This is a genomic window from Janthinobacterium aestuarii, assembly GCF_046113285.1.
Taxonomy (GTDB): Bacteria; Pseudomonadota; Gammaproteobacteria; order Burkholderiales; family Burkholderiaceae_D; genus Janthinobacterium.
The window spans coordinates 847,940-872,970 of the sequence record NZ_CP142524.1 but is presented as its reverse complement, the minus strand read 5'-3'; the positions used below and the strand labels follow the sequence as shown (position 1 = coordinate 872,970).

Annotated in this window: 19 protein-coding genes; 9 read left to right on the top strand and 10 right to left on the bottom strand. The window is 65.4% G+C overall.

All coding sequences use genetic code 11. From position 1 onward, the window contains the following. The first annotated feature begins 64 nt into the window (after positions 1–64). Entirely contained in the window at positions 65–2,536 is a 2,472-nt protein-coding gene (locus tag OX462_RS03925) for a TonB-dependent siderophore receptor (RefSeq protein ID WP_409027825.1), read from the top strand. Here OX462_RS03925 and OX462_RS03920 read toward each other — a convergent pair. Beyond that, on the bottom strand, positions 2,533–3,630 hold the full coding sequence (locus OX462_RS03920; RefSeq protein ID WP_409027824.1) for an alginate lyase family protein: 1,098 nt from the start codon (positions 3,628–3,630) through the stop codon (positions 2,533–2,535). The two genes, OX462_RS03925 and OX462_RS03920, sit on opposite strands and share 4 nt — an antisense overlap. Continuing rightward, complete coding sequence (locus tag OX462_RS03915) at positions 3,627–4,628, bottom strand: gamma-glutamyl-gamma-aminobutyrate hydrolase family protein (protein ID WP_409027823.1); 1,002 nt, start codon at positions 4,626–4,628, stop codon at positions 3,627–3,629. Before OX462_RS03915 ends, OX462_RS03920 begins: the two co-directional genes overlap by 4 nt. A gap of 218 nt (positions 4,629–4,846) precedes the next feature. Between OX462_RS03915 and OX462_RS03910 the strand changes: the two genes are divergently transcribed. From OX462_RS03910 to OX462_RS03900, 3 genes are read left to right on the top strand one after another with little or no spacing between them, the layout of a single operon-like run. Further along, positions 4,847–5,155 (top strand): hypothetical protein, encoded by a 309-nt coding sequence (locus OX462_RS03910; RefSeq protein ID WP_409027822.1) that lies wholly within the window; start codon positions 4,847–4,849, stop codon positions 5,153–5,155. Then, positions 5,152–6,189, top strand: a complete 1,038-nt coding sequence (gene dapA / locus OX462_RS03905; protein WP_409027821.1) for a 4-hydroxy-tetrahydrodipicolinate synthase — start codon at positions 5,152–5,154, stop codon at positions 6,187–6,189. The genes OX462_RS03910 and dapA overlap by 4 nt, the downstream gene beginning before the upstream one ends. A 10-nt stretch (positions 6,190–6,199) precedes the next feature. Next, on the top strand, positions 6,200–6,718 hold the full coding sequence (locus OX462_RS03900) for a P-loop NTPase family protein (protein WP_409027820.1): 519 nt from the start codon (positions 6,200–6,202) through the stop codon (positions 6,716–6,718). 87 nt (positions 6,719–6,805) lie between these two features. On the opposite strand, the gene OX462_RS03895 is transcribed toward OX462_RS03900, so the two are convergent. The 7 genes from OX462_RS03895 to kdpF form a co-directional block, all read right to left on the bottom strand. After that, on the bottom strand, positions 6,806–7,555 hold the full coding sequence (locus OX462_RS03895; protein ID WP_409027819.1) for a TorF family putative porin: 750 nt from the start codon (positions 7,553–7,555) through the stop codon (positions 6,806–6,808). A gap of 145 nt (positions 7,556–7,700) precedes the next feature. Beyond that, positions 7,701–8,399, bottom strand: a complete 699-nt coding sequence (kdpE, locus tag OX462_RS03890; protein ID WP_034746496.1) for a two-component system response regulator KdpE — start codon at positions 8,397–8,399, stop codon at positions 7,701–7,703. Beyond that, the gene (locus tag OX462_RS03885; RefSeq protein ID WP_409027818.1) at positions 8,396–11,137 is read right to left on the bottom strand and encodes a DUF4118 domain-containing protein; all 2,742 of its coding nucleotides are present in this window, start codon (positions 11,135–11,137) and stop codon (positions 8,396–8,398) included. The genes kdpE and OX462_RS03885 overlap by 4 nt, the downstream gene beginning before the upstream one ends. Before the next feature lie 179 nt (positions 11,138–11,316). Then, entirely contained in the window at positions 11,317–11,892 is a 576-nt protein-coding gene (kdpC, locus tag OX462_RS03880; RefSeq protein WP_070288621.1) for a potassium-transporting ATPase subunit KdpC, read from the bottom strand. Positions 11,893–11,902: 10 nt separating this feature from the next. Further along, the gene (kdpB, locus tag OX462_RS03875) at positions 11,903–13,987 is read right to left on the bottom strand and encodes a potassium-transporting ATPase subunit KdpB (RefSeq protein ID WP_409027817.1); all 2,085 of its coding nucleotides are present in this window, start codon (positions 13,985–13,987) and stop codon (positions 11,903–11,905) included. A 9-nt stretch (positions 13,988–13,996) separates the two neighbouring features. Further along, positions 13,997–15,802 carry a potassium-transporting ATPase subunit KdpA gene (gene kdpA, locus OX462_RS03870; RefSeq protein ID WP_409027816.1) on the bottom strand — a complete coding sequence of 602 codons (1,806 nt, stop codon included), beginning with the start codon at positions 15,800–15,802 and terminating at the stop codon, positions 13,997–13,999. After that, complete coding sequence (gene kdpF / locus OX462_RS03865; RefSeq protein WP_034746483.1) at positions 15,802–15,891, bottom strand: K(+)-transporting ATPase subunit F; 90 nt, start codon at positions 15,889–15,891, stop codon at positions 15,802–15,804. Before kdpF ends, kdpA begins: the two co-directional genes overlap by 1 nt. A 462-nt stretch (positions 15,892–16,353) precedes the next feature. Between kdpF and OX462_RS03860 the strand changes: the two genes are divergently transcribed. The 5 genes from OX462_RS03860 to OX462_RS03840 all read left to right on the top strand — a co-directional run bounded on the left by OX462_RS03860 (position 16,354) and on the right by OX462_RS03840 (position 24,660). Then, complete coding sequence (locus OX462_RS03860) at positions 16,354–18,351, top strand: DNA topoisomerase IV subunit B (protein WP_230502052.1); 1,998 nt, start codon at positions 16,354–16,356, stop codon at positions 18,349–18,351. Continuing rightward, positions 18,351–20,060, top strand: coding sequence for a molecular chaperone HscC (locus OX462_RS03855; RefSeq protein ID WP_070288625.1), 1,710 nt, complete (start codon positions 18,351–18,353; stop codon positions 20,058–20,060). Before OX462_RS03860 ends, OX462_RS03855 begins: the two co-directional genes overlap by 1 nt. Before the next feature lie 12 nt (positions 20,061–20,072). Further along, entirely contained in the window at positions 20,073–21,884 is a 1,812-nt protein-coding gene (locus OX462_RS03850) for a hypothetical protein (RefSeq protein ID WP_409027815.1), read from the top strand. A gap of 48 nt (positions 21,885–21,932) precedes the next feature. Next, the gene (gene parC / locus OX462_RS03845) at positions 21,933–24,287 is read left to right on the top strand and encodes a DNA topoisomerase IV subunit A (RefSeq protein WP_070288627.1); all 2,355 of its coding nucleotides are present in this window, start codon (positions 21,933–21,935) and stop codon (positions 24,285–24,287) included. A gap of 184 nt (positions 24,288–24,471) precedes the next feature. Further along, positions 24,472–24,660, top strand: a complete 189-nt coding sequence (locus OX462_RS03840; protein ID WP_121670477.1) for a helix-turn-helix domain-containing protein — start codon at positions 24,472–24,474, stop codon at positions 24,658–24,660. Here the strand turns inward: OX462_RS03840 and OX462_RS03835 are convergent. Next, positions 24,657–25,004: a hypothetical protein gene (locus OX462_RS03835; protein WP_409027814.1), complete on the bottom strand. Its 348-nt coding sequence runs from the start codon at positions 25,002–25,004 to the stop codon at positions 24,657–24,659. The two genes, OX462_RS03840 and OX462_RS03835, sit on opposite strands and share 4 nt — an antisense overlap. Between the last annotated feature and the right edge of the window lie 27 nt (positions 25,005–25,031).

Sequence of the window (25,031 nt, the reverse complement as noted above, 5' to 3'; positions counted from 1 at the left end):
CGTGCTCGCGTGACCTGGAAGATAGGCAGTCTCCATCTTGCGCATCCACGAAAGGCTTTATTCCATGCACCACGCTTCGCGTTCCCTCCTTACCCGTACCGTTCTGGCCTGCACCCTGGCGCAGATCGGCATGGCCCTGGCCCTGCCGGCACCAGCCCAGGCGCAAAGCCGGCAAGTACGCGCCTACAGCATTCCGGCCGGCGCGCTGGGCGACGTGCTGACGCGCTTCGGCAGCGACAGCGCCATCCTGCTGTCCTTCTCCAGCGATACCACGCAAGGCTTGCGCAGCCCCGGCCTGCAAGGCAGCTACAGTCTGCACGATGGCTTCCGCGTGCTGCTGGCCGGCAGCGGCCTGCAAGCCGTGCCGCAGGCGAATGGCGGCTACCTGCTGCAAAAGATCCCCGCCGGCGCGACTACTCCCACGGCGGACAGCCGCGGCATGGCCGTCATGAGCGGCGTCACCGTGGTGGCGTCGGCCGAGCGCAGCGCCGCCACCAGCGGCACGGGCAGCTACACGGGCGGCCCCGCCAGCGGCGCCACGGGCCTGGCCCTGACGCAGCGCGAAACGCCGCAGTCGCTGACCATCGTCACGCGCCAGCAGATGGATGACCAGAACAGCAACGCCGTCTCCGACGTCATGAAGAACGTCAATGGCGTGAGCGTGCAAAACTATGACAGCGACCGCTGGAGCTTCCAGGCGCGCGGCTTTGCCGTCACCAATTTCCAGTACGACGGCGTCTCGGCCATCTATGACGGCGTGTACGACTGGGGCACGACCAACAGCGACATGGCCATCTACGACCGCATCGAAGTGCTGAAGGGCGCGACGGGCCTGATGAGCGGCTCGGGCGACCCGTCGGCCACCGTCAACATGGTGCGCAAGCGTCCCACTGCCAGCTTCGAGGGCGCGGCGACCCTGGGCGCGGGATCGTGGGACAATTACCGGGGCGAGGCCGATGTCTCCGGTCCCCTGAACGACAGCCGCACGGTGCGCGGCCGCCTGGTCGGCGCCTATCAGGACAAGCACTCCTACCTGGACCGCTACACGCAGCAAAAATCCGTCGCCTACGGCATCGTCGAGGCGGACCTGACACCCGTGACGCTGCTGACGGCCGGCTTTACGCACCAGGACTACAAGCCGCGCGGCTCGACCTGGACGGGCTTCCCCGTGCTGCTGGCCGACGGCTCGCGCACGGATTTCCCCACCGCGTGGAACCCGGCCACCGGCTGGAGCCGCCGCGACATGCAGAACACCACGCTGTTCTCGTCGCTCGAACACACGTTCGCCAACGCGTGGAAACTGACACTGAGCGCCAACCAGCTGCGCAGCAAGCATGACAGCGTGCTCGGTTCGGCCAGCGGCGGCAATCCCGACCCCGTCACGGGCGAAGGCGCCTATTTCTTCATGGGCAAATACAAGGGTGACCGCCGCCAGACCACCGTCAACGTCGACGCCAGCGGGCCGTTTACCGCCTTCGGCCGCCGCCATGAAGCGATGCTCGGCTATTCCACCTCGACGGCAAAGCAGGATGGCCCCGTCTACGAATCGGTCTACCCACCCGTCGAAGGCAGCTATTTCGACTGGCGCGGCCAGTATGCGGAACCCGCATTTAGCCGTCTGGGCAACGACAACGACAGCACGCGCCAGAGCGGCCTGTATGGTGCCGTGCGCCTGCATCCGGCCGACGCGCTGTCCGTCATCGTCGGCGCGCGCGTGAGCAACTACAGGCAGGAGCAGGACCGCAGCTTCTTCGACCCCAAGACCGCACGCATCACCTCGCGCATCGAGGAAAGCAACGTCATCACCCCGTATGCGGGCGTCGTGTATGACCTCGACAAGACGTATTCCCTCTTCGGCAGCTATACCAGCATCTTCGCTCCGCAAAGCAACCGCGATGTGAACCGCAACTTCCTCGCCCCCGTGCGCGGCAAAGGTATCGAGGCGGGCGTGAAAGCCGAATACCTCGATGGCAAGGTCAATGCCAGCGCGTCCCTGTTCCAGATCCGCCAGAGCAATGTGGCCAGCTCCGTGGGTGAAGTCAACGGCGAGGAAGCGTATCGAGCCATCGACGGCGTCACCAGCCGCGGCGTGGAAATGGAAGTGACGGGCGAAGTGATGAAGGATGTGAAGCTGAGCGCCGGCTATACCTACACCCACGTGCGCGACGCGGATGGCAAGGATGTCTTTTCCACCATGCTGCAAACCACGCAGCCTGCCCATTTGGTGCGCGTGCAAGGATCGTGGCGCCTGCCGGCCAGCCTGGACAAGCTGACCGTCGGTGGCGGCATCAACTGGCAAAGCAGCTACTACGGCAATATCTGGAATCCCGCCATCGAGGATTATTCACGCATCAAGCAGGGCGGCTACGCGCTGGTCAACCTGATGGCGCGCTACGAGATCAGCAAGAACGTCACGGCCAGCCTGAACGTGAACAACCTGCTGGACAAGAAGTACTTTACGGGCCTGGGCCTGTTCCAGACGGGCTTTTACGGCGAACCGCGCAACGTGATGTTCACCGTCCGCACGAAGTTTTAACCAGCAAGTTTTAACTCACTGCCGTACAGCGCCAGCGCCCAGGCTGGCGGGCGCAATTCCAGCGCCAGGGACAGGTAAGCGGGATCGAAGCGCGCCGCCAGCAGATACACATTGGCGGCGCCCTTGGTCTCCCAGTTCCCCGTAAAGCCCTTTTCGCCGGCGGCCACGCGCTTGCGGTCGAAGGGCACGGCGCTTTTCGCGAACTCCTCGTGCGTCTTTTTGCCCTGCGCATACGGCGCCAGCCAGGCCAGCGCCTCGGCCAGACGCCGCGCTTCCGGCGCGCCATACCAGTCGTCGCCATGCGCCTGCGCCATCAGGGCCGTGGTCAGCAGCGGCTCCAGGCTGTAGGTGGTGTAATGCAGGGCGTCGCGCTGCTCGAAGTCGAAGGGCACGCCGCCGGCGCCGATATTGCGCGGCACATGCGCCAGGAAGCGTTCCTTCGCCCGCGCGACCAGCAAGGCGTCGCCCGCGACATACGCGGCGGCCGTGCCGATCTTGATGCGGTGGCTGTGCCAGTTGTTGCGCGCCGTGGACGGGCCTCCCACCTTGATCGGATCGCTCAGATACCCGTGCGCCAGGGTGCGGCAAAACGCCTGCACCTGCTCGCGCTCGACGCCGTTCAAGCGCTCCTGTACCAGGTCAAATCCCATCAGCAGGCTGGCCAGTTCCGTCTCGTCGACAGGGCTGAACGAGGGCTGATAGCTGCCGCTCCAGGCCAGCAGCAGCTGGCGCGCCGCCTCGAAATGCGGCATCTCGCCCGACAGCCGCCAGGCCAGCGCCTGCAAGCGCGCCTGGCGCCAGTCTTCCTGCGCCTGCTGGCTGGTCTCGCGCCCGCCCTCTCCCTTCAGCAAGCCGCCCGTGCGCACCTGCGCCATCAGGTGTACGGGCCGCGCAGCGTCCTTGCGCGCCGCCTTGACCACCTGTTCGGCGATGGCCGGCGCCACCCGCGCCTTGAGCGTGCGTGCGCGCGCGGCGGACGTCAGCGCAAACGGCGGCGCGCCTTCATGCGGGCGCGGCGCCGCGCGCAAGCCCGCCAGGGGCAGCGCCAGCAGGCCGGCCAGCACGGCGCGCCGGCGGATCAGATGCGTACTCAAAACCGCGTCTCCCGCGCCGCGCGCAAAAAGTTATCGAGGATGGGCGTGCAATCGAGCAGCTCGACGCCGCCCGCCGAATGGAATTCCGGGTGCCACTGCAAGCCCATGACGAAGCGGGCACGCTGGTAGCGGATGGCCTCGACGATGTTGTCCCCTTGCGAATAGGCTTCCACAGTGACGTCGCGCCCCAGGTCCTTGACCGACTGGTGGTGGATGGAATTGACGAGCGCCTCGCCCGTCTTCGGGAACATGCCCGCCAGGGACGAGCCTTTCGGGAAGACGATGGTGTGGCGGTGGCGGTCATACAGGTCGTTGACGTGGGAGGCCGCACCTTCCACGTCCGAGGCGATGTCCTGGTACAGGGTACCGCCAAAGCCCACGTTGATCAGTTGGCAGCCGCGGCAAATGCCCAGCACGGGTTTGCCCGCATCGACGAATTCGTGCAGCAGTTCCAGCTCGTACAGGTCGCGCGCGCGGTCGCCGTTCCATTCGGGCCGCGTGGCCGCCTCGGAATACGTCTGCGGCGAGACGTCGGCGCCGCCCTGCAGCACCAGGCCGTCCAGGTGGCGCGCATAGTGGCGCAGGGTGATATTGCTCGGGTGTAGCTGGCCGCTGGTATTGACCGTCGGGATCATGAACACCAGCACGTCGCGCGACATGACCCACTGGGCAATCGACTCTTCCAGGTATTGCAGGTTCTTGCTGCGTAATCCAGTGGCGCCCGGCTCGGGGTGGAAAATGCGCGCCGAGATGCCGATGCGCAGGGTGCGCCGCATGAAATCGCGGCTGGCCTTGTCGCGCATGGAGCGGTAGCGCGACGAGATCACACGCCAGGCCAGCGCCAGCGGCGTGTCGTTATCCTTCAGGTAGCGCGGCGCGGCATCGCGCGCGCGGTGCTCATCATCGGGCGCCCGGCGGCCCACCCGGTCGGGCCGGGACGGCGTTGGCGCTGCGGGATCGGTGGAAGGGGGATGCAGGGGATCTTTTTCGTCTGACATGGCAAGGCTGACTGAAAGCGGAGACGTTTTCAATATAAACCCCTGTCTCCGAAAGCACGATTCAATTTTGTAACAAAAGCACATGCGCGGGGCCTCTGCGCAACACACTCACGCCGCCTGCATACAGCCCGTTTACGTCGGCGGGCCCGCTTTTTAGAGAATCTTTACGCCCCCGCTGCTAATCTTGAACTTACCTCAACCACCGCTGCAAAGCCACCATGGAACCCCATTCACGCCTGCAAACGCATCAAGCGCATCAAGCACTGCCCCACCGTCATCCCCGCCTGCCCACCTTCCTCATGCACATCACGGTCGACAAGTCCTGCCTGGCCGAGCTGCGCCGGCTGGTCGTCCGGACCTGCGGCGGCATGCTGTCGTTCATGCGCGTCGAAGCGGTCGATCATGCCGAGCGCATGAAAGTCTGGCTGTGCGTCACGGAACCGGCCCTGCGCCTGACCATGGATGCCGTCATGCGCCTGCTGCCGGCGGCGGAATTTGGCCGCATCAGCCAGGGGAAATCGCTATGAACCAGTACTCCTGCGAGCAGGCGATGTCGTCATCGCGCATCACCGCGCACTTCCAGGGCATCTGGGTGCCGATGGTCACGCCATTTTGCGACGGCGATGGCGACATCGACTTCGACGCGGCCCAGCAGCTCGCGTGCGAACTGGCCGCCAGCGGCATCGATGGCCTGGTGGTGTGCGGCACCACGGGCGAAGCGGCCATGCTGAGCGCTGCGGAACAGAGCATGCTGCTCGACAGCGTGCTCGAAGCCGTCGGCCCCCGCTTCCCCGTCGTCATGGGGATAGGCGGCAGCGATACGCGCAGCGTCGTCGCCACGGTGCAGCGCTACAACGACCATCCGCTGGCAGGCTTGCTGGTCTCGGCGCCAGCGTACGTGCGCCCTTCGCAGGACGGCATCGTGCGCCACTTCCAGGCCATCGCCGCCGCCACCGACCAGTCCATCGTGCTGTACAACGTGCCGGCCCGCACGGGCGTCAATATCGAACCGCAAACGGCGGCACTGCTGGCGCGCGACTCGCACTTCGTCGCCATCAAGGAAGCGGGCGGCAAGCTGCAGCAGCTGGGCGAACTGCTGCTCGACACCCGTCTGGATGTGCTGTGCGGCGACGATGCGCTGCTGCTGGCCAGCCTGTCCATGGGCGGCCACGGCGCCATGTCGGCCGCCGCCCAGGTGCGCCCCGACCTGTATGCGCAGCTGTACCACCTCGTCAGGCAGGGACGCCACGGCGCCGCCGGCGCCCTGTTCAAGACCATGCTGCCCGTCATCCGCCTGCTGTTTGCCGAACCGAATCCCGCTCCCGTGAAGGCGGCGCTGGCCATGCAGGGCAAGGTGCGCGACGCATTGCGCCTGCCGATGACGCCCATGTCGGCCGCCGGCCAGGCCGCCTTGGCCGAAGCGCTGGAGCCTCTGATGGAATTGCCTGCATGGACCGCGAGCGACAGGGATGCACCGCGCGAAGGCTGTCTGCTGCAGCTGGTTTCCCCTGCCAACATCATGCCAGCCGTGCGCCAAGATGATCATCGCCATCACGGATGAACGCGGGGGGATGGAGAAATCCATCCTGGCCGGGCGACTGGCCGCCTCGCGCGCGCTGGCCGGACGCAAGGTATTGCTGCTCGATGCCGATCCGCGTCAGGGCGCCATGGCGCAAGCCAGGAACCTGCACGACGGTGCCATGCACGACAGCCTGACGCGGCCGCGCCTGATGGCGCGCGCCATCAGCGCCAAGGGCTTGCAGCCGGAGCTCGAGCACCTGGTGCACTGCTACCACGACATCGTCATCGACAGCGAAGGCCGCGACTCCATGGGCAGCCGCTCGGCCCTGATCGCCGCGCGCGTACTGGTGGTGCCGCTAGCCGGCGTCGCCGACGCCGACGCGCAGGCGGGCCTGGCACGCCGCATCGCGCACGCGCGCAGCGTCAATCCCGGCCTGCGCGTCCTGCTGGCAACGGACTCGCAGGCCGCGCCCGCCCATGCCCTGGCCGCGCAGATTCCAGACGCCCGCGTGGTCGGCCTGGGGCAGCTGTATTGCGCCGTCTTCGACAACCATCACCGCGCAGCATAGCTCTCGACAGCTGGGGTCAGACCCGACGGGTCTGACCCCGTGGCGCAAAAAAGGCGGCGCATGCGCCGCCTCTCCCTCCCCTGTCAATTAAAACGTCTTGCTGACCGTCAGCTGCAGCGCCGTCTTGCCCATGAATTTGCCATTCACGGGCGAGGCATACGCCGACTTGCCCGCGTTCGTGCCGATCACGGCCAGCGCGCCCGAAACAAAGCCGAAGTCGCGCGTGACGCCCACTTTCCAGTCCGTGTAGCTCGATGCATCATTGTTTTTCACTTTCTGGTGGCCCGCATGCAGGTTGCCGGTCCAGCCGTTCGTCAGGTCGATGGTCGCGCCGATATCGAGGTAGCCGCTGTTCTTGCTGTTGACGATGCCGAACAGGTTCGAGACGGCGTGCGAATATTTGATATAGGCGGGGCCGAACGACAGCTGGCCGTAGACTTCCTGCGTGTCCGCGTCGGCCAGGCCGGCGACGTGCGTCAAGCCGTTGTCGGCGTACACATAGGCGAGCACGCCCACGTCATAGCCGACATCACCGCCCAACTGGCCGCGCTTGCCCGCATACAGGTCCACTTCCACGTCGCCGCTGCCGCCCGCATCCTTGGTCCACTTGATGGTGGAAGCCCAGGCGCCCGCATACAGGCCCGTCGGGTTATTGACGTAATCCACGCCGCCCTGCAGCGCGGGCTTCAGGCGCGTCTGCGAGATGCCCCGGTAACGGTAGTCGGACACGCCGGCCACGTTGAAACTGACTTCATTGTCGGGCTTGGCCTCTTCCGCGTGGGCCAGGCTGCCTGTAAAGGCGGTCGCGACGGCAAGTGCAAGTAGCATTTTATTCATGGTTTTTTCTTCTTCATGGGTGGTATGGGCCTTTGCCAACATGGCGCAGCTGGCCCGCCGCTGCAAAAATTCGCTGCAAAAATTTAAGTAAAGCGTCCCCCCGGCGCGCGCGGCGCCTGTTTTCAAACAGGGGAAATAACAGGAGTTAGAGCGGCAGCAGCAAGCGGTAACCGACGGCCGTTTCCGTCAGCAGGTACTGCGGCTGGGCCGGATCGGCTTCCAGCTTCTGGCGCAGATGGCCCATGTAGATGCGCAGGTAGTGGCCGTTTTCGCTGTTCGACGGCCCCCACACTTCGCGCAGCAGCTGCGGATTGGTGACCACCCTGCCAGCGTTCTTTACGAGCACCGACAGCAGGCGGAACTCCGTCGGCGTCATGTGCACCAGCTGCTTGTTGCGCGTCACCAGCCGGTCCTTCAGGTCGACGCGCACGTCGCCGAACTGCACCACGCCATCATCGCTGGCGGCGGGCTGGCGCTGGCGGCGCAAGGTGGCGCGCACGCGGGCCAGCAGCTCGCCCACGCCGAAAGGCTTGGTCAGATAGTCGTCGGCGCCGGCATCGAGCGCGCGGATCTTGTCCTGCTCGTCGACACGCGCCGACAGCACGATGATGGGCACGGCCGACCATTTGCGGATGTCGGCGATGAAGTCGATGCCGTCGCCGTCGGGCAGCCCCAGGTCCAGCACGATCAGATCGGGCCGGCGCGTGCCCGCGTCGATCAGGCCCCGCTGCATGGTGGCGGACTCGAAAATCTGCCAGCCCTCGTCTTCCAGCGCGGCGCGCACGAAGCGGCGGATTTGCGGTTCATCCTCGACCAGCAAGGCGGTGGCGGAAGGTTCGTTCATGTTGGTTTTCCTGTTTCATGGTCGTTGGCGTCATCGAGCTCGATCTCCGGCGGCGCCGGCGGCGTGCCCAGCGGCAGGCTGAAGACGATGGCGGCGCCCTGCCCCGGCGTGTGGGGCTGCGCATGGATGGTGCCGCCGTGGGCTTCGACGATGGCGCGGCAAATGGCCAGCCCCAGCCCGACGCCCGGCTTGTTCGATTCGCGCTCGCCGCGCGTGAATTTTTCAAAGATGGCTTCTTCGCGGCCGGGCGGCAGGCCCGGGCCATCGTCAAGCACCGTCACCTGCAGGAACTGGCCATGCACGCCGGCGGCGACCGTGATGGTGCTGCCCGGCGGCGTGTACTTGGCCGCGTTTTCCAGCAGGTTGCACAGCACGCGCTCGATCAGCACGGCGTCGTAGCGCACCAGCGGCAGGTCCGGCGCCAGCTGCGTCTGCACGGCGTGCTGCTGCAATTGCGGGCCGCTGGCGCGCAGCGCGCTGCCCACCACTTCTTCCAGCGCCTGCCATTGCAAATTCAGGCGCACCTGGCCGCTCTCGATGCGCGCCATGTCCAGCAGGTTCGCCACCAGGGCGCTCATGCGCACGGTTTCGGACTGCAGCGAGCGCGCCATGTCCAGCTGCGCAGGCGACAGCGCAGGCCGGGACAGCGCCAGCGATTCGGCCAGGCCCACCAGCGACGTCAAGGGCGTGCGCAAGTCGTGCGACAGGGCCGCCAGCAGCGAATTGCGCAGCCGCTCCGATTCCATCTGCAGCAGCGCGCCCTGCGCCACGTCGATGTAGTGCACGCGTTCGAGGGCGATGGCCGCCAGCGCGGCAAAAGTATCGAGGTGCTGGCGCTGTTCCGGCACCAGCAGCCAGCGACCGCGCTGCGCGCCATCGAGCGGCAGCAGCGCCAGCACGCCCCGCGTGCGCATCGGCGCGATCAGCGGCAGGTAGAAAATGGGCGAAGCCGGCAAGGTATCGGTGCCCGTCCCCGCCGCCTGCGCATGGTCGAAGGCCCACTGCGCGATGCCGATATCGAGCGGTTCGCCGCCGTTCGCGGCCTGCAAGCTGCCCTCGTCATCGGGCAGCAGCAAGGTGGCGCGCGCGCGGAACGCCCGTTCGATGGCGCTTTTCGTGATGTCGAAAATCTGCTCCGTCTGCAGCACGCCGGACAATTCGCGCGAGAATTCGTACAAGGCGCGGGCGCGCGCTTCGCGGTGCGAGGCCACGCGCGCCTGGAAGCGCAGACCGGCCGTCAGGTGGCCCGTGATCAGGCCCACGGCCAGCATCACGCCAAACGTGATCACATACTGGAAATCGCCCACGGCAAACGAGAAACGGGGCGGCACGAAGATGAAATCGAAGCAGGCCACGCCCACCAGGCTGGCCAATGCCGCCGGCCCGCGCCCCAGGCGCACGGCCAGCAGCACCACCGTCAGCAGGGACAGCATGGCGATGTTGGCCAGGTCCAGGTAGGGCTGCAGCGGGACCGACGCGAGGGCCGTGCCCAGGCTGGCGCCGGCGGCCAGGATGTAACGCCAGTGACGCGCGGGCCGGCGCGGCGCGTCCGCGTCGTCGCCCGCCGCGCGCCGGGGCGTGGTATCGGCCGGCGGCAAGCCCACCTCGATCAAATCGATATCGGGCGCCAGGCTGGCCATGCGGGCGGCCGGCGGCGCCTGCCACAGGCGCGCCAGCGCACGGCCGCGGCCACGGCCCACGATGACTTTCGAGATATTCGCGCCGCGCGCATACTCGACCACGGCGCCGGCGATGTCGGCGGACGGCACAATGGCCGTGCGCGCGCCCAGGTCCTGCGCCAGTTTCAGGGTTTTCAGGATGCGTTCGCGCTGGCCCGCCGGCAAGCGCTGCAAGCGCGGCGTTTCCACGTACAGCGCGTGCCATTCCGCGTTCAGCTGGCTGGCCAGGCGCGCCGTGCTGCGGATCACGTGTTCGCCCCCCGCGTGCGGTCCCACACAGGCCAGCAGCGCGGCGCCCGTCTTCCATACGGGGTTGATCGATTTTTCAACGCGGTAGGCCTGCACGTCATCCTGGATCCGGTCCGCCGTGCGGCGCAAGGCCAGCTCGCGCAGGGCGATCAGGTTACCCTTGCGGAAAAAATGCTGCGATGCGCGTTCGGCCTGCTGCGGCTGATACACCTTGCCCTGCTTCAGGCGGCGCAGCAGTTCATCGGCGGGGATATCGACCAGCACCACTTCATCGGCGCGGTCGAACACCGTGTCGGGCAGGGTCTCGGCCACGCGCACGCCCGTGATCCCGCCCACCACGTCGTTCAGGCTTTCCAGGTGCTGCACGTTCACGGTCGACAGCACGTCGATGCCAGCCGCCAGCAATTCCTCGACGTCCTGCCAGCGCTTCGGATGGCGCGAACCGGCCACGTTCGAATGGGCCAGTTCATCCATCAATATCAGCGGCGGCGCGCGGCGCAGGGCCTCGTCCAGGTCGAACTCGTACAGGGTCTTGCCCCGGTACTCGATGGCTTTGAGCGGAAGCACGGGCAAGCCGTCCAGCTGGGCCGCCGTATCCTGGCGCCCATGCGTCTCCACCACGCCCACCAGCAAGTCCTGGCCGTCGGCCAGCAATTTGCGCGCGGCCGCCAGCATCGCGTAAGTCTTGCCGACGCCGGCCGAGGCGCCGAAATAGATGCGCAGCCGGCCGCGCGCGGCTTTCTGTTCCTGCGCCTGCACTTGCGCCAGCAGGGCATCAGGGTCGGGGCGTTGGCTGTCGTTGGGGAGCATGTTGTATTTTAATCTTCTTGGGCATTGTAGGTCGGATTAGCGCGTCCGAAGGGCGCGCGTAATCCGACAACATCGTTGGCCTGGCTGGTGGTGGTGTCGGCTTACGCTGCGCTAAGCCGACCTACGCCGACCTACGCCGATCCAGGCCAACGTTTGCCGACCTACGCACCGTTGCCAGCTTACTTTGCCATGGCATCGAGCGCCAGATTCAGTTCCAGCACATTTACGCGCGGTTCGCCGAAAAAGCCGATATACGCGGTTTTCTGCACCTTGGCGATGGCGTTTTCCACCTGCGCCAGCGGCACGGCGCGCACGCGGGCCACGCGGGGCGCCTGGTACAGGGCGCCCGCCAGGCTGATTTCCGGGTCCAGGCCGCTGCTCGACGCCGTCACCAGGTCGACGGGGATCGGCTTGCGGTTGCCGGGATCGGCCGCCTGCAGGGCGGCGATGCGCGCCTTGACGGCGTCCACCAGGGCCGGATTGGTCGGCCCCTGGTTCGAGCCGCCCGAACCGGCGCCGTTATTGGCCATCGGCGCGGTGGCCGACGGCCGGCCCCAGAAATACTTGGGCGAGGTGAAGGACTGGCCGATCAGCATCGAGCCGACGGGCTTGCCCCCACGCTCGACGATGCTGCCGTTGACTTCATCGTTGAAGGCCAGCTGGCCGATACCGGCCGTGGCAAACGGATAGACGACGCCGCAGATCACGGTCAGCGCGGCAAACAGGACCAGGGCGGGACGTACGATAGTGCTCATGATGGTTCCTTTAGACTAAATTGAGGGCGGACAGCAGCATGTCGATCAGCTTGATCCCGATGAAGGGCAAAATAATCCCGCCCAGGCCATAGATCAGCAGGTTGCGGCGCAACAGGCTGGCCGCGCCGATGGCCCGGTACTGCACGCCTTTCAGCGCCAGCGGAATGAGCACGACGATGATCAGGGCATTGAAGATCACGGCCGACATGATGGCCGAGGCGGGACTGGCCAAATGCATGATGTCGAGCGCCTTCAATTGCGGATAAGTGCCCACGAAGGCGGCCGGGATGATGGCGAAGTACTTGGCGATGTCGTTCGAGATCGAGAACGTCGTCAGCGAACCGCGCGTCATCAGCATCTGCTTGCCGATTTCAACGATTTCCAGCAGCTTGGTCGGGTTCGAATCGAGGTCGACCATGTTGCCCGCCTCCTTCGCCGCCTGCGTGCCCGAGTTCATGGCCACGGCCACGTCGGCCTGGGCCAGCGCGGGCGCATCGTTGGTGCCGTCGCCCGTCATCGCCACCAGGCGGCCTTCGGACTGGTAGCTGCGAATCAGTTTGAGCTTGTCTTCCGGCGTCGCTTCGGCGAGGAAATCGTCCACGCCCGCTTCGGCGGCAATCGCGGCCGCCGTCAGCTTGTTGTCGCCCGTGATCATGACGGTCTTGATGCCCATGCGGCGCAGTTCCGCGAAGCGCTCCTTGATGCCGCCCTTGACGATATCCTTCAGTTCCACGGCGCCCATGACGCGGCCGTCGTCCACCACCACCAGCGGCGTGCTGCCGCGGCGCGCGATGTCGTCGACGGCGCGTCCCACCTCGGCCGGATACGGCTGGCCCAGCGCTTCCACGTACTTTTTCATGGAATCGGCCGCGCCCTTGCGCAGCTGGCGCACCTGCTGCTCGCCTGGGATATCCACGCCGCTCATGCGCGTCTGCGCCGTGAACGGGACGAAGGTGGCGTGCAGGCTGGCCATTTCGCGTTCGCGGATATTGAACTTCTGCTTGGCCAGCACGACGATGCTGCGCCCTTCCGGCGTTTCATCGGCCAGCGAGGCCAGCTGCGCCGCGTCGGCCAGCTGCTGTTCCGTCACGCCGGGCGCCGGCACGAAGCTCGACGCCTGGCGGTTGCCCAGGGTGATGGTGCCCGTCTTATCGAGCAGCAGCACGTCCACGTCGCCGGCCGCTTCCACGGCGCGGCCCGAGGTGGCGATCACATTGGCCTGCATCATGCGGCTCATGCCGGCCACGCCGATGGCCGACAGCAGACCGCCGATGGTGGTCGGAATCAAACACACGAGCAACGCGATCAGCACGGTGATCGTCACCGGCGTGCCGGTGACGGCCGCCGCCACGGAAAACAGCGAATACGGCAGCAGGGTCACGGTGACGATCAGGAACACGATCGACAGGGCCACCAATAAAATCGTCAGGGCGATCTCGTTCGGCGTCTTCTGGCGCTTGGCGCCTTCGACCATGGCGATCATGCGGTCGATGAAGGCTTCGCCCGGGTTGACGGAAACGCGCACCAGCAGCCAGTCGGACAGCACGCGGGTGCCGCCCGTGACGGCGGAAAAGTCGCCGCCCGATTCGCGGATGACGGGCGCCGATTCGCCCGTGATGGCGCTCTCGTCGACGGAGGCCACGCCGGCCGTCACTTCGCCGTCGGCGGGGATCACGTCGCCCGCCTCGACCAGCACCGTCATGCCCTTGCGCAGGTCGGTCGCCGGCGTGGGCAGCCAGGAGGTGCCGTATTTCGGCGTCTGCATTTTCTTCGCCATCACCGTCTGCTTGAGGGCGCGCAGCGAGGCCGCCTGGGCCTTGCTGCGGCCTTCGGCCAGCGCTTCGGCGAAGTTCGCGAACAGCACGGTAAACCACAGCCACACGGCGACGGCGACGATGAAGCCGAACGGCGCTTCACCCTGGCCACCGCTGATCCCGGCCTGGGTCGCCAGCAAGGTCGTGATGATGCTGCCCACATAGACGACGAACATCACGGGGCTGCGCCATTGCGTGCGGGGGTCGAGTTTTTTGAACGCATCGACGATGGCGGGGCCAATCAGTGCGGAATCGAACAAAGTCAGGCTTGTGCGTGACATGGTAGCCTCTTATTTGATGAAAAGTTGCAGGTGTTCGACGATCGGGCCCAGGGCCAGCGCGGGAACGTAATTCAATACACCAACCAGCACGACGACGCCGATCAGCAGGCCGATGAACATGGGACCGTGCGTGGGCATGGTGCCGGCGTTGGGCGACAGGCGCTGCTTGGCCGCCAGCGAACCGGCCACCGCCAGCACGGGCACGATCACGCCGAAGCGGCCGAACCACATGGCGATCGCCAGCATCACGTTGTAGAACGGCGTGTTGGCGGACAGGCCCGCAAACGCGCTGCCGTTGTTGTTGGCCGCCGACGTGAAGGCGTACAGGATCTCGGAGAAACCGTGCGCGCCCGGATTGGCCACGCCGATCTTGCCCGGTTCGACCATCACGGCGATCGCCGTGCCCGTCAATACGAGGGCTGGCGTAATCAGGATGGCCAGCGACACCATCTTCATTTCATACGCCTGGATTTTCTTGCCCAGGTATTCAGGCGTGCGGCCTATCATCAGGCCGGCGATGAAGACGGCCAGGATGGCGAACATCAGCATGCCGTACAGGCCCGTGCCCACGCCGCCGAAGATCACTTCGCCGAACTGCATCAGCAGCAGCGGCACCATGCCGCCCAGGGGCATGTAGGAATCGTGCATGGAATTGACGGCACCGCACGATGCGGCCGTCGTCACCGCCGCGAACAGGGTCGAGGAGCTGATGCCGAAGCGCGTTTCCTTGCCTTCCATATTGCCGCCCGATTGCAGGCTGCTGGCCTGCTGGTCCACGCCCAGTGCCTGCAACGCCGGATTGGCTTGCTGCTCGGCGCTCATCACGCCCGCCGTCATGACGACAAAGATCAGGGTCATCGCGGCCAGCACGGCCCAGCCCTGGCGCATGTCGCCCACCATGCGGCCGAAGGTGAAGCACAGGCCGGCGGGAATGATGAAGATGGCCAGCATCTGCAGGAAGTTCGACAGCACGGTCGGGTTTTCGTACGGATGCGAGGAGTTGGCATTGAAGAAGCCGCCGCCATTCGTGCCCAGCAGCTTGATCGATTCCTGCGACGCGACGGGGCCCATGGCGATCGTCTGCGTGGCCGCCACTTGCGCTTCCATCACGGGTTTGCCGGCGGCGTCCAGCACGGGCTGGCCGTCGGCCGTCGTTTTCGGCGTCTCATACGCCACGTGGTCGAGCAGGGTCACTTCCTTGTAGGCGGAAAAATTCTGGATCATGCCTTCGCCCATGAAGACGACGGACAGGGCCAGGGACAGCGGCAGCAGGATGTACAGGGTCGAGCGCACCAGGTCGACCCAGAAATTGCCGATCGATTTGCCCGAGCGCGAGGCGAAGCCGCGCACCAGCGCGAAGATCACGGCGATGCCGGTGGCCGCCGAAAAGAAATTCTGGCAGGCCATGCCCAGCATCTGCGTCAGATAGCTCATGGTCTGTTCGCCGCCGTAGCCCTGCCAGTTGGTGTTGGCGACGAAGCTGACGGTGGTATTGAACGAGGAATCGGGGCTGACGGCGCCCAGGCCCTGGGGATTCAGGGGCAGGAAGCCCTGCAGGCGCTGCAGGCCGTAGACGAAGACGGCGCCCACGGTATTGAAGACGATCAGGGCGATGGCATAGCTTTTCCAGCCCATGGCCTTGTCGGCGGGCAGGCCGGACCAGCGGTACAGCAGGTTTTCCAGTTTTTGCAGCCAGCCCAGGCCGCGCACGGGGCCATCGCCGGCCACCCTGGCCATGTACAGGCCCAGCGGATAGCCGGCGGCCAGCAGCACGGTCAGGAAGGCCACCAACAACAATATCGATTGCGTCGTCATCACAGTTCCTCCGCCTTCAGCAGCGCCACCAGCAAATACACGAGCAGGCCGGCCGAGACGACGGCGCCCAGCACATAAAACGCGTTCATTTGACGCTCCCTAATTTGTCGCAGGCGACGGCAAAGCCGGCCGCCACGACGAAAAACACGGCAATCAAGCCGAGATACACGATATCCATTCCCACCCTCATTCAGGTTTGTTTTGATAGTGAGCAGATTAGCCAAAAGGGTCTAAAAAATTCGTAAAGACTGGGAAGGCAGCTGTAAACAAGATGTAAAAAAGGCGGCTTTACCGCATAAAATCCATCACAATTGGCGCAAAACCACGCGCGCGGCGCACTGTTGTTGCCTTGGAGTAGCGCTATTGCTCGCCGGACAAGATAGAATGCGCGAGCGTCCGCACAAGGACGCCAAGCCTGCCGCACTGCCCTCCCCCAGTGACGCTGGACGGGATATACTGTATATTCATACAGTTATCGCCGCCGCTGTCATTGCGCCCGCAGTGCCCTGGCCTGGCGTTCCAACCACTGTCTTTACTTAGCTTGAACACGTATGGCCACTAAAAAACCAGCATCCGACTACAGCGAATCATCCATCCGTGTCCTGAAAGGACTGGAACCCGTCAAGCAGCGCCCGGGGATGTACACCCGCACTGAAAATCCGCTGCACATCATTCAGGAAGTGATCGACAATGCCTCCGACGAGGCGCTGGGCGGTCATTGCACGCATATCGCCGTCACGCAGAACACGGATGGCAGCATCACCGTCGAAGACAATGGCCGCGGCATTCCCGTCGGCCTGCACCCGGAAGAAGGCGTGCCGACGGTGGAAATCGTGTTTACGCGGCTGCACGCGGGCGGCAAGTTCGACAAGGGTTCGGGCGGCGCCTACGCGTTCTCGGGCGGCTTGCACGGCGTTGGCGTGTCCGTCACCAATGCGCTGTCGACGCGCCTGGAAATCACCGTCTGGCGCAAGGAAAGCGATGGCAACGGCTTGCACCACATGGTGTTTGCCAACGGCGACGTGATCGAGCCCCTGAGTTCCCGCCCCGCCCCGCGCGACGGCAAAAAATCCGGCACGCGCGTCACGGCCTGGCCCGATGCGAAATACTTTGATTCGCCGAACATCTCGCAAACGGAGCTGCAACGCCTGCTGCGCTCGAAAGCCGTGCTGCTGCCGGGCGTGACCGTCACGCTGACCAACGCGAAGACGGGCGACACGCAAACGTGGCAGTACGCGGAAGGCTTGCGCGGCTACCTGACCGAAACGCTGGCGCAGGTATCGAATGGCGAAACCCTGATTCCCCTGTTCGAAGGCGCGCAATACGCTGGCCCGGACTCGGAAGGCTTTGCCGAAGGCGAAGGCGCGGCCTGGGTCGTGGCGTGGACGGAAGAAGGCGCCATCGTGCGCGAATCGTACGTCAACCTGATTCCCACCTCGAATGGCGGCACGCACGAATCGGGCTTGCGCGACGGCCTGTTCGGCGCCGTGAAAAATTTCGTCGAAATGCACTCGCTGCTGCCCAAAGGTGTGAAACTGCTGCCGGAAGACGTGTTCGCGCGCGCATCGTTCGTGCTGTCGGCCAAGGTGCTGGACCCGCAATTCCAGGGCCAGATCAAGGAACGCCTCAATTCGCGCGACGCCGTGCGCCTCGTCTCGACCTTCACCAAGCCGCCGCTGGAACTGTGGCTGAACCAGCACGTCGATTACGGCAAGAAGCTGGCCGAGCTCGTGATCAAGCAGGCGCAGTCGCGCCAGCGCTCGCTGCAAAAAGTGGAAAAGAAAAAATCCTCGGGCGTGGCCGTCCTTCCCGGCAAGCTGACCGACTGCGAATCGTCGGACATCGCGCGCAATGAACTGTTCCTCGTCGAGGGCGACTCGGCGGGCGGTTCGGCCAAGATGGGCCGCGACAAGGAATTCCAGGCGATCCTGCCCCTGCGCGGCAAGGTGCTCAATTCGTGGGAAACGGACCGCGACCGCCTGTTCGCCAATAACGAGATCCACGACATTGCGGTGGCCATCGGCGTCGATCCGCACAGCGTGGGCGACTCGCCCGACCTGTCGGGCCTGCGCTACGGCAAGATCTGCATCCTGTCGGACGCGGACGTGGATGGCTCGCACATCCAGGTACTGCTGCTGACCCTGTTCTTCAAGCACTTCCCCGTCCTGATCAACAAGGGCCACATCTGCATCGCCCGTCCGCCTTTGTACCGCGTGGACGCGCCGGCGCGCGGCAAGAAGCCGATGCAGAAGATCTATGCGCTCGACGATGGCGAACTGCTGGCCATCGAGGACAAGCTGCGCAAGGAAGGCGTGAAACAGGGCGCCTGGTCGATCTCGCGCTTCAAGGGCCTGGGCGAGATGAACGCCGAGCAGCTGTGGGAAACGACGATGAACCCGGACACGCGCCGTTTGCTGCCCGTCACGCTCGGTGAAATCGACCACATGGCCTCGGCCTTGCGCTTCAATATGTTGATGGGCAAGGGCGAGGCGGCAGGACGCCGCGCCTGGATCGAGGAACACGGCAATGAGGCGGAGGCGGATATCTGATGATCATCGGCATCGACCTGGGCACCACCAACAGCCTGGTCGCCATCTGGCGCGACGGCAAGGCTTCCATCATCCCGAATGCGCTCGGTGAACACCTGACGCCGTCATGCGTGAGCATCGACGACGACGGCACCGTGCTGGTGGGCCGCGCCGCGCGCGAACGGCTGCAGACGCACCCGCAGCTGACGGCGGCCGTCTTCAAGCGCTACATGGGCAGCGAAAAGAAGATCACCCTCGGCACGCAGCAATTCCGCCCGGAAGAACTGTCGTCGATGGTGCTGCGCGCGCTGAAGGAAGATGCCGAAGCCTTCCTGGGCCACAAGGTCGAGGAAGCCATCATCACCGTGCCCGCGTATTTCAGCGATGCGCAGCGCAAGGCCACGCGCATCGCCGGCCAGCTGGCGGGCCTGCGCGTGGAGCGCCTGCTCAACGAGCCGACGGCCGCCGCGCTGGCCTACGGCATCCGCGACAAGGAACAGGAAAGCAAATTTCTCGTCTTCGACCTGGGCGGCGGCACGTTCGACGTGTCGATCCTGGAACTGTTCGAAGGCGTGATGGAAGTGCGCGCCTCGGCCGGCGACAATTTTTTGGGCGGCGAAGACTTCGTCACCGTGCTGGTCGACGCTTTCATGGAAGGCAGCGGCCTGCGCGACGCCGTCGGCAGCCGCCTGCTCGACCCGCGCCAGCAGCAGCTGCTGCGCGACGAAGCCGAGCGCGTCAAGCGATTGCTGTCGGACCAGCCGTCCGTGCGCATGGCCACGCGCTACCAGGACAAGGAATACAGCTGGGAGATCGGCGAAGACAAGCTGGCGCAATTGTGCGAGCCGCTGCTGGCCCGTTTGCGCCTGCCCGTGGAACGGGCGCTGCGCGACGCCACCATCCGCGCGGCGGAATTGAATGAAGTGGTGCTGGCCGGCGGCGCCACGCGCATGCCGCTGGTGCGTAAACTGGTCTCGCGCATGTTCGGCCGCTTCCCCGCCATCCACCTGGACCCGGACGAAGCCGTGGCGCTGGGCGCCGCCGTGCAGGCGGGCCTGAAGATGCGCGACGCGGCCCTCGACGAAGTGGTCATGACGGACGTGGCGCCGTATTCGCTGGGCATTTCGATTTCGCGCCAGGTCGGCGCGAACCAGTATGAGGGCGGGCATTACCTCCCCATCATCGAGCGCAACTCCGTGGTACCCGTCTCGCGCACGGAAAACATCACCACCATCCACGACAACCAGAAGGAAATCAACGTGGCGATCTTCCAGGGCGAGTCGCGCCTGGTGGCCGACAACGTCTTCCTCGGCAAGATCAGCTTCCCGATCCCCGCGAAAAAGGCGGGCGAGATCGGCATCGACGTGCGCTTCACCTACGACGTCAGCGGCGTGCTGGAAGCGGAAGTGACGGTGCTGGCCACGCAGGAACGCCACAAGATGATCATCAGCGACAACGCGGGCGTGATGACGCCGGAACAGATCGAGCAGCGCTTTGCGGAATTGGCCGACCTGAAGATCCACCCGCGCGAGCAGATGGAAAACCGCACCCTCGTCACGCGCGCCGACCGCCTGTATGAACAGTCGCTGGGCGACGTGCGCCAGTACCTGGCGGCGCACACGGCCAATTTCCAGGCCGCGCTGGAAACGCAGGACCCGGCCACCATCCGCAAGGCGCGCCAGGCCCTCGACGAGGTGCTGCGCCAGGTCGAGAGCGAGAGCTTCCTGTAAATGGACGGCGGCATGCACAACGGCCAGCGCGGCCTGTGGGATATCCTCGGCACGGAGCCGACCGGCGACGAGCGCGCCCTCAAGCGCGCGTACGCGAAGCGCCTGAAGGTGACGCGGCCCGAAGACGATCCTGCCGCCTTCCAGGAGCTGCGCGAAGCGTATGAATACGCGCTGCGCCATGCGCATCTGTTTGCTGATGAACTGCCGGAAGCGCAAGCGGCCGAAGCCGAAACGGCAGCGGCGCAAGCGCCAGAAGCGCCGCCCATGGAACCGGCCGACCTGTGGGGCATCATCGACGAGCCCGCGCAGCAGGCACCTGCGGAACTGTGGGGCGTCATCGCCCAGGACCAGGCACCGCCGCCGGAACTATGGGGCGTGCTCGCCACCGATCCGGCGCAGGAAGCGGCCAATCTGTGGCAAGGCTGCCTGGCATGGATGCGGCATGCGGATGCGGGCGACGCGCTGGCCCGCATGCTGCAGGACGACGCCATGCTGAACCTCGACGTGCGCGAGGAATTCGAGCTGTGCGCGCTGCGCTATTGCGCCAGCGCCGGCTATGACCTGGCGCTGCGCCAAGCCCTGTTCGAACAGCTGGGCTGGGACCACGACTTTTCCTACCTGGCGCGCAGCCATGCGGACCTGGTACGCAGCGCCGTGCAGCGCTACCGGGCCGACCGCTCGTTCGCCCATTTCAGCGACAACCGCGACAGCTACCCCGGCCTGGACTGCATCATGTCGCAGCAGGCACCAAGCGCCTATGCGCGCCAGCTGTTCGACCAAAAATTCACGCTGCAGCTGCGCGAACTGCTGCACGCGATACGCTGGCAGCATGGCGAGATGCTGGCCTACAAGCTCGATACGGACCTGTTCGAGCAGTGGGAACACGCCGTGCATGGCAAACGCTACTTCAAGCAGACGGCGCTCGCGTCGGGCGGCCTGGGCTTCGTGCTGCACTTCATGCTCGCGGGCGTGCTCGATGCGGCCGGCTTCAAGCTCGGCGACGCGGCCGCCTATGCCAGCCTGCTCGGTTTCCAGGCGCTGGCCTTTACTCTGCTGGCCATGCATGCCTTGCGCTGGCCGGCGCCCCTGTTCGCGCGCCTGGATTCGCTGCAGGACGCGCTGCAGGACCGCCTGCCCGTGCTGTGGCAGCGGCCCGGCTTGCGGCAGCTGGGCTGGATCGCGCCCTATCTGCTGCTGACGCTGATGCTGTTCCTGCCCGAACGCAGCGAGACCGTGCGCCTCGTCACTGCGGCCGGCTTGTGCGCGTCGGCCCTGCTCGCGTATGCGATGAACCGCCAGCTGCTGCATGGCATGCTGCTGCTCCTGGTTCTGGGCATGTCGCTGTTTGCCGCCATGTTCATGAGCGGCAAGGGCCAGTCGGCGCTGGCCATCGGCGACGCCATGCCGATGATGTTTTGCCTGGCGGCGCTGGCCCTGCGCAGCGCCACCGGCCTGTATGGCGATTGCGGCTGGCCGGAGGCGCTCTTGCCCCGCCTGCGCGCGGCATGGCTGATCGGCTGTGCGGGCTTGCTGTTGCAACTGTATTTGCAATTGCTGCCGGCCGCCCTCGTGGGCGCCGCGCTGTATGCCTGGTCGTGCGCCGGCCTGCTGTTTTCCCCCACCGATTTCAAATGGAAGACGATCTGGCCGGTGGTGCTGGTGCCGTCCCTCGCCAGCGTCGTGCTGGCCGGCCAGGCCCCGGCCATCCGCGCCATGCAGATGATGCACAACAGCGTGGAGCTGGCCCTGGCCGTGCTGTATTTCACCATGTGCTACATCTACAAGACCTACGGCAAATCCTTTTCCAAATCCGGGCTGTCATAATCGCCCCCATGAATTCAACCGCAACCACTTAACACCGAAACAAGCGCCATGTCCACACAAACCAATTTATTTGACGATGCCCAGCCTGAGCCGATCGAGCCGGATGAACCGGTATTCGACGGCGAAGCGCTGACCCTGTCCACCTTTGCCGAGCGCGCCTATCTCGATTACGCCATCTCCGTCGTCAAGGGCCGCGCCCTGCCCGACGTGTGCGACGGCCAGAAGCCCGTGCAGCGCCGCATCCTGTATGCAATGAATGAGCTGGGCTTGAATTCCACGGCCAAGCCGCGCAAATCGGCGGCCGTGGTCGGCGACGTGCTGGGTAAATTGCATCCGCACGGCGACCAGTCCGTGTACGACGCGCTGGTGCGCATGGCGCAGGATTTCTCCCTGCGCTACCCGCTGATCGATGGCCAGGGCAACTTCGGCTCGCGCGACGGCGACGGCGCCGCGGCCATGCGTTACACGGAAGCGCGTTTGACGCCGATCGCCAAGCTGCTGATGGATGAAATCGGCATGGGCACGGTGGATTTCCAGCCCAACTACGACGGTTCGACGGAAGAACCGAAGCTGCTGCCGGCGCGCCTGCCGATGGTGCTGCTCAATGGCGCCTCCGGCATCGCCGTGGGCCTGGCGACGGAAATCCCGTCGCACAACCTGGCCGAAGTGGCGAAAGCGGCCGTCGCCATGATCCGCGATCCGAAGATGACGCACGCCGAGCTGATGGCCATCATGCCCGGCCCCGATTTCCCCGGCGGCGGCCAGATCATCACGCCGCCCTCGCAGATCGCCGACATGTACGCGAGCGGCCGTGGCAGCATGAAGGTGCGCGCGCGCTGGAAGATCGAGGAACTGGCGCGAGGCCAGTGGCAAGCCGTCGTGACGGAACTGCCGCCGGGCACCTCCTCGCAAAAGGTGCTGGAAGAAATCGAGGAACTGACGAATCCGAAGATCAAGCTGGGCAAGAAGGCGCTGTCGCCGGACCAGGTGGCCCTGAAGGCGCTGATCCTCAATTCGCTCGACACCATCCGCGATGAATCGGGCCGCGCCGCGCCCGTGCGCCTCGTGTTCGAGCCGAAGTCGAAAAACCAGGACCAGACGGAATTCATGCTTATGCTGCTGGCGCATACGTCGCTGGAATCGTCGACCTCGATCAACCTGGTGATGATAGGCGGCGACGGCCGTCCGCGCCAGAAAGGCCTGGGCGACATCCTGCGCGAGTGGATCGATTTCCGTTTCGAGACCGTCACGCGCCGCACCGGCTACAAACTGGGCAAGGTCAAGGACCGCATCCATATCCTGGAAGGACGCGAAGCGATCCTGCTCAATATCGACAAGGTGATCCAGATCATCCGCAATTCGGATGAGCCGAAAGCGGCCCTGATCGAGGCGTTCAAACTGTCCGAGCGCCAGGCCGACGATATCCTGGAAATCCGTTTGCGCCAGCTGGCGCGCCTGGAAACGATCAAGATCCAGCAGGAACTGGCCGAGCTGCGCAAGGAAGAAAAATCGCTGCAGGACCTGCTCGACAACCCGGGCTCGATGAAGCGCGCCATCATCCGCGAGATCGAAGCGGATGCCAAGCAGTTCGGCGACGCGCGCCGCACCCTGATCGAGGAAGCGCAGAAAGCCGTGGCCGAGCAAAAAGTGGTCGATGAACCGGTCACCGTCATCATCTCGGAAAAAGGCTGGGTGCGCGCGCGTACCGGCATCGGCCACGATGCGGCGCAGTTCACGTTCAAGGCGGGCGACAGCCTGCATGGCGCCTTCGAGTGCCGCACGGTCGACACCCTGCTGGGCTTTGGCAACAACGGCAAGATCTACTCGGTGCCCGTCTCGGCGCTGCCCAACGCGCGCGGCGACGGCGTGCCGATCACGACCTTGTGCGACCTGAGCGGCGGCACGCCGGGCAACGCCGTGCGCATCCTGCACTACTTTGCGGGCAATGGCGCCACCAATTTGCTGCTGGCGTCGAGCGCCGGCTACGGCTTCATCGCCAAGGCGGGCGACATGACGAGCCGCCTGAAAGGCGGCAAAGCCTTCATCACCCTGGACGATGGCGACGTGCCTTTGGCGCCGAAAGTCATCCCCGAGGCAGCCAGCGCCCTGGCCTGTTTGACGGAAGGCGCGCGCCTGCTGGTGTTCGGCCTCGATGAAATGAAAACCCTGTCCAAGGGCGGCACCGGCGTCAAGCTGATCGACCTCGATGCCAAGGACAAGCTGCTGGCCGTGCAGCCGATCACGCAGCGCGGCGTGGTGGTCTCGGGCATCGGCCGGGCCTCGAAACCGCAGGATGCGTCGCTGGGCGCCACGGCCCTGGCCGAGCACTTCGGCAAGCGCGCCAAGAAGGGCAAGGCGCTGGCGGCCAAGCTGAAGCCTGTCTCGATGGCAGCCATCGGCTGAGCGCCACCCAGCCACACGAAAAGACAGGTACGCCTGTCTTTTTTTTCGTTCATCGCATCTGGCAGCAGAGAAAATAATTTTACAGATAGGCGCCGTGCTCCCGTTATCCCTGCAGGCATGCCACCGGCATGCTGCTTACGGACAGGAGAGCAAGGATGACACACAACGTTTCAGGCAGGCTGCCATGCAGCGCCTGACGCCGGCAGAACGGCTGGTGGCGGCCAAGGCGGCCGAAGGCTTGCCGTATAAAAGCATCGCCAGGGAACTGGGCAAGTCGCCGGCCACCGTGCGCAACCAGCTGCATGCGATTTACCAGAAACTGGGCGTGGGCAACCGCACGGCGCTCGCGCACAAGTTGCGCGGCCAGCCTTAACGCCGCGCCAGGCGCAGCACGTCGGGCGTCGCTTCGACGATGTCGATCACGTCCTGCGCCCCGCCAGCATCACTCAGGGCATAGCGGCCCATGCCCAGGGGCACCAGCCGGGTAACGGGGCCGGCGCGGGGACGGTCGTCGGGGCCGGGCGCCATCGACGTCAATGTCGCCTCCCCTTGCGCCATGGTGCCGGCGGACGCGCCAAACTCCAGCACCTTGCGCCCCTTGCGGCTGGGAGGAAAGGCGAAGGTGGCCGTGGGCCGGTACACCTCGATACCGTCGGCATCCTCCTCGAAGGAATGCGTCCAGCTGCCGCTGGGCAAAGCCGTTGTCATACCGTGCATGCCGCCTCCCGTTTCACGCATTGACGC